This is a genomic window from bacterium, from assembly GCA_040753555.1.
In the GTDB taxonomy this organism is placed as follows: domain Bacteria; phylum UBA9089; class UBA9088; order UBA9088; family UBA9088; genus JBFLYE01.
Genome location: JBFMDZ010000164.1, coordinates 1 through 4,732, shown reverse-complemented (window position 1 = coordinate 4,732; position 4,732 = coordinate 1). Strand labels below are relative to the sequence as shown.

The following is a 4,732-nucleotide window of genomic DNA, read 5'->3' as shown; positions in this document are numbered from 1 at the left end:
TTCTCCTGAAAATGATGTTTTTTACCACTGAAACATGGAATTACAGAAACATAGAATAAATAGAGCGAATTAGAGATTAGAGAATTAGTAGAGAGAGATAAATAAGCGATGCTTCTTCCCTTCTAATTCGCCAATTTGCTAATGTCGTGTTGAGTAAGTTTTGCACGACATAATCGTTCATCACAAAGACACAGAGATATAAGAATGATTTTAGAAAAAGGGGCTACAGAGCAAATAATTGCGACCTGTGCAGTTAAATTTTTCACCGCAAAGAGGGCGAAGAAAAAATATCTTTGCGTTCTTTGCGAAAAGTCTTTGCGTGCTTTGCGGTTAAATGAACGATGAACATATCCCCAGAGCGATACCCGTGCAAAATTTGTCCAACATGACACTACCAGATTTTTATCGGTTAGGCTAACTGCATAATAATCTTTTCAAGAATTTCTTTTCTCTTCACTTTCTTAGTAGAAGTCTTGGGCAATTCATCAAAATAAAGCATAAAATCTGATATTTTCTTGTATTCAGCGAGATTCTCACTGAGTCTATTAATCTCTTTGGCAATCTTATTCTTTATTAAATTCTCATCTTGTTTTTCTTCTTCGCTAAACTCATCAAAATTAGGAACTATTACTGCAAATACTTCTTCGGTGCCGGCTTTTAAACCCGTCGCGGCTTTTACGCCAAGCACACATATCTCTCTAATCAATCTACTTCTGGATATTACCTCTTCTACTTCTTCGGGGAAAACCTTCTTCCCGCCACTCAGGACAATCATATTTTTAATTCGACCGGTAATATACAGGAAACCGTCAGCATCCTGATAGCCAACATCACCTGTATGAAACCAACCATTTTTAATCACCTCGTCAGTTTTTTCTTTATTTTTATAATATCTTTCCATTATATTTGGTCCCCGTGCGACAATCTCTCCTTCTTTGTCTTCAGGCTTATTTTTTAGAATTTTGATTTCCACCCCTTTTAATGGAATACCTACGGAGGTATATCTTCTTTTTTTAAAGGTATTTACGGTTAAAACAGGCGAGGTCTCGGTTAAACCATATCCTTGCAATATGTTAAATCCTAATGCATAAAAATCCTTTTCCACTTGTGGGTCAAGTGGTGCCCCACCACATATAAAACACCTTAAATGACCACCAAATTGTTGATGCAATGGTTTAAATAGCAATTTGCCAATGTGAATATTGAAATTCAGAAGGAATCGAGAAAACCCCATCATCCGATAAAACCACTTTTTTTTGTCTGGACTCATCTCATCAATCTTTTTCATAATGCTGTGATGAAACATTTTTAAAATCAATGGAACGCAAATTATTGTGGTAATCTTACATTCCTGCATAAGTTTCATAAGCACAGATGGTTTAATACTATCACAATAGGTAATGCACGCACCCGCATACAAAGGGGCAATTAAACCGCCGGTTAATTCGAGTAAATGATTGAGTGGTAAGATAGAAAGAAATTTATCTTTAGCCCCAAAGTGTATGTAATCATTAAGCGAGGTTACTTCAAAGAGTAGATTCCTATAAGTAATCTCAACGCCTTTGGCTACTCCGGTAGTTCCTGATGTATAGACAATAAGAGCGGTATCTTCCATCTGAATTTCACGGTGGGCTATTTCATTCTCAGGAACCTTGAAATCTCTCAGTAATAGTATGCCATCATAAAACACTTCATCCAGACAGATGATGTTTTGAATAAATGGTAATTTTTGCTTCACCCGTAGAATTGTTTCAAGTAATTTTTCGGAAACAAAAATACACTTTGCCTCGCAATCGTTAAGAATAAATTCAATCTCAGCATCACTTAATTTAATATCCATTGGCACTACAATACCAGCACAAGAAACAATACCAAAAAAAGCAATTGCCCACTCAGGTCTGGCTTCGGATAGAATAGCCACTCTATCTCCTCTTTCTATGCCTATTCTCTTTAGATTAAACGAGGTATCAGAGGTTCGACAGATAAGCTCAAAGTAGGATATTGTTCTAAAAGTATTTCCATCTTTAATCTGTAGTGCCGGTAAATCAGCATAGCGTTGATTAATTGTAACCAAAAGTTCAATAATACTTACATCATTAAGATTATCATTGGTGGTCATTTCCAGTTTCCTCAAAATAATGTTTCCTTAAGCCAATTAACAATCAATTCAACCGTTTCTGCTCCGCCTTTGTTAGGTCTCAAAAGATATTCTGCATGCGAGCCATCTTTGATAATAGCGATTTTCTTTTTAGCTTTAGTTTTTTCATAGAGCTTTACAGAATGGTACTTTCTGGTAACCCAGTCCTTTTCTCCGTGAATGTAAAGTACCGGACAGGTAATTTTATCTACCAAATCAATGGGTTTCTTTTTTGGCATCCAGAATGGACCAGGCATTACCCCTTTATTTTTGCCTCCTGCTCCGAGATTATAGAAAATATCATTTTCCAGATCAAGATTCCAGAAATGATAATCAATTTTCATGCTGTCATAGGGTGCGCTTATGGCGATAAAAGTAGCTATATCATTTCGTTCAGACAAAATCTGGATGCTGACCGCGGCACCGTAAGAAATTCCAATTATCCCAATTTGGGAATAGTTTTCCTTAGCATATTCCAATACACGCTCTAAATCATAACACTCTTTCGTTGTCCAGGTAAAAAGTCCTTTACTTTTGCCATGACCGCGAAAGTCGAAAATGATAACATCATACGAATCAATAATAATGTCTTTTAATCGTTGGATTAAAACTGCATCCTTGCTATTGAAAAAACCATGTGCTATTACAATTACCTTATCGTGCCCAAATTGATAATGGTCATAGGCTATTTTTTTATTATCCTTTGTTATTAAAAAGTTAGATGTAACTACAGGAACAACCAACATATAAATAAGTATAACATATTTCTTCCTATTTTGTCGAGTAAAAGTTATTTGACAGGATTGAAAATATGTGGTATAATACAATTACAATTAACAGAGGAAAAGAAGCGATAAACTCTTTTTCTCTTATTTTTTAAAGATAGAAAGTGGAAGAGGAAGGTATGGAAAAGAGAAGGTATTATCAAATTAAACGCTTTATGGATGTAATTGGTGCTCTATTAGGTCTTGTTTTTCTATCACCGTTATTTTTTATTATTGCAATTCTTATTAAATTAACTTCACGTGGGCCAGTTATTTACAAAGAAATACGAGTAGGAAAGGGATTTAAAGAATTTACCTTCTTTAAATTTCGCTCAATGTGTTACGATGCTGAGGGAAAGAGGCATAAATTTTTACATATGGATGAGACTCCTGGTCCTGTCTTTAAAATAAGAAAAGACCCAAGAATTACCAGTGTAGGAAAATTTCTTCGTAGGACATCACTGGATGAATTACCTCAATTGTGGAATATTTTGAAAGGAGATATGAGTTTTGTAGGACCACGTCCACCAAGACCTGATGAAGTAGTTCATTATACGCAATATCACAAAAGAAGGTTAGAAGTTAAACCAGGACTCACCTGTCTGTGGCAAATTTCTGGAAGAAGTGATTTATTAATCAGTGCAAAAGAAGAAGGCAGAAATGGCTTTGAAGAATGGATAGATATGGACATAAAATATATTGATTCACAGTCCCTTTGGTTAGATATTAAAATCTTACTTAAGACAATACCTGCAGTAATAAGTTGCAGGGGGGCATATTAGCGATAGTAAGTTTAATCTTCCTACTTCCTTACAACTACTCCTTTAGACTGGAGATATTCTTTAACTTGTGGAATGGATAATTCCCGATAATGGAAAAGAGAGGCGGCTAAGGCGGCATCTGCTCCACCTAAGGTTAATACTTCAAAGAAATGCTCTAATTTACCTGCTCCACCGGAAGCAATAACAGGTATTTTAACTAAATCCGAAATTGCCTTAGTCAATTCCAAATCATAGCCATTTTTAGTTCCATCGCAGTCCATACTTGTCAACAGAATTTCACCTGCACCTAATTGTTCTACCTTTTTTGCCCATTCCAGGGCATCAATATTTGTTTGTGTGCGTCCGCCATTAATATATACCTTCCAGAATTCCTGTGCTTGATAACCAACGATAAGATTTTCCAACCCTTCGGTTCTAAATCCAGCTTGGGTGCGATGTTTTTTCGCATCAATAGCCACAACAATACATTGGCTGCCAAATCGTTCTGCCGCTTCTTTGACAAAGGCAGGTCTATTTACCGCCGCAGTATTGATAGAAACCCTGTCAGCACCTGCTTTGAGCAAATTCTCAATATCTTCCAGACTCCTTATCCCACCACCTACAGTTACAGGCATAAAGGCTACTTCTGCAGTCCGTTTTACCACCTCAATCATAATCTGGCGGTCTTCGTAGGATGCAGTAATATCTAAGAAAACTAATTCATCTGCCCCTTCCTGGTTATACAAATCGGCAGCTTCAACTGGGTCTCCTGCATCACGAATATTAACAAAATTTACACCTTTAACTACCCTACCTTTATCTACATCCAGGCAAGGTATAATTCTTTTGGCTAACATAATTTCTCCTGAAAAATAGACCAAAGACCGAAGACCAAAGACTAAAGACCAAAAGATCCGCTGGTCGCAAGTTTATTCCCCCTTAAATATTGGGGGCGTAGGGGGTTGTATTCCACCTTAATAAAGGGGGTTAGGGGGTTGTATTCCACCTTAATAAAGGGGGTTAGGGGGTTGTATTCCACCTTAATAAAGGGGGTTAGGGGGTTGTATTCC

General features: G+C 36.7%; 4 protein-coding genes. 1 reads left to right on the top strand and 3 read right to left on the bottom strand.

What is annotated here, in order from left to right:
- Positions 1-409: 409 nt before the first annotated feature.
- Positions 410-2,119, bottom strand: coding sequence for an AMP-binding protein (locus AB1630_10460; GenBank protein MEW6104211.1), 1,710 nt, complete (start codon positions 2,117-2,119; stop codon positions 410-412).
- A gap of 11 nt (positions 2,120-2,130) precedes the next feature.
- Positions 2,131-2,883 carry an alpha/beta hydrolase gene (locus AB1630_10455; protein ID MEW6104210.1) on the bottom strand — a complete coding sequence of 251 codons (753 nt, stop codon included), beginning with the start codon at positions 2,881-2,883 and terminating at the stop codon, positions 2,131-2,133.
- A gap of 143 nt (positions 2,884-3,026) precedes the next feature.
- Between AB1630_10455 and AB1630_10450 the strand changes: the two genes are divergently transcribed.
- The gene (locus AB1630_10450; protein ID MEW6104209.1) at positions 3,027-3,683 is read left to right on the top strand and encodes a sugar transferase; all 657 of its coding nucleotides are present in this window, start codon (positions 3,027-3,029) and stop codon (positions 3,681-3,683) included.
- 20 nt (positions 3,684-3,703) lie between these two features.
- Here AB1630_10450 and hisF read toward each other — a convergent pair whose 3' ends face one another.
- Entirely contained in the window at positions 3,704-4,519 is an 816-nt protein-coding gene (hisF, locus tag AB1630_10445; protein ID MEW6104208.1) for an imidazole glycerol phosphate synthase subunit HisF, read from the bottom strand.
- Between the last annotated feature and the right edge of the window lie 213 nt (positions 4,520-4,732).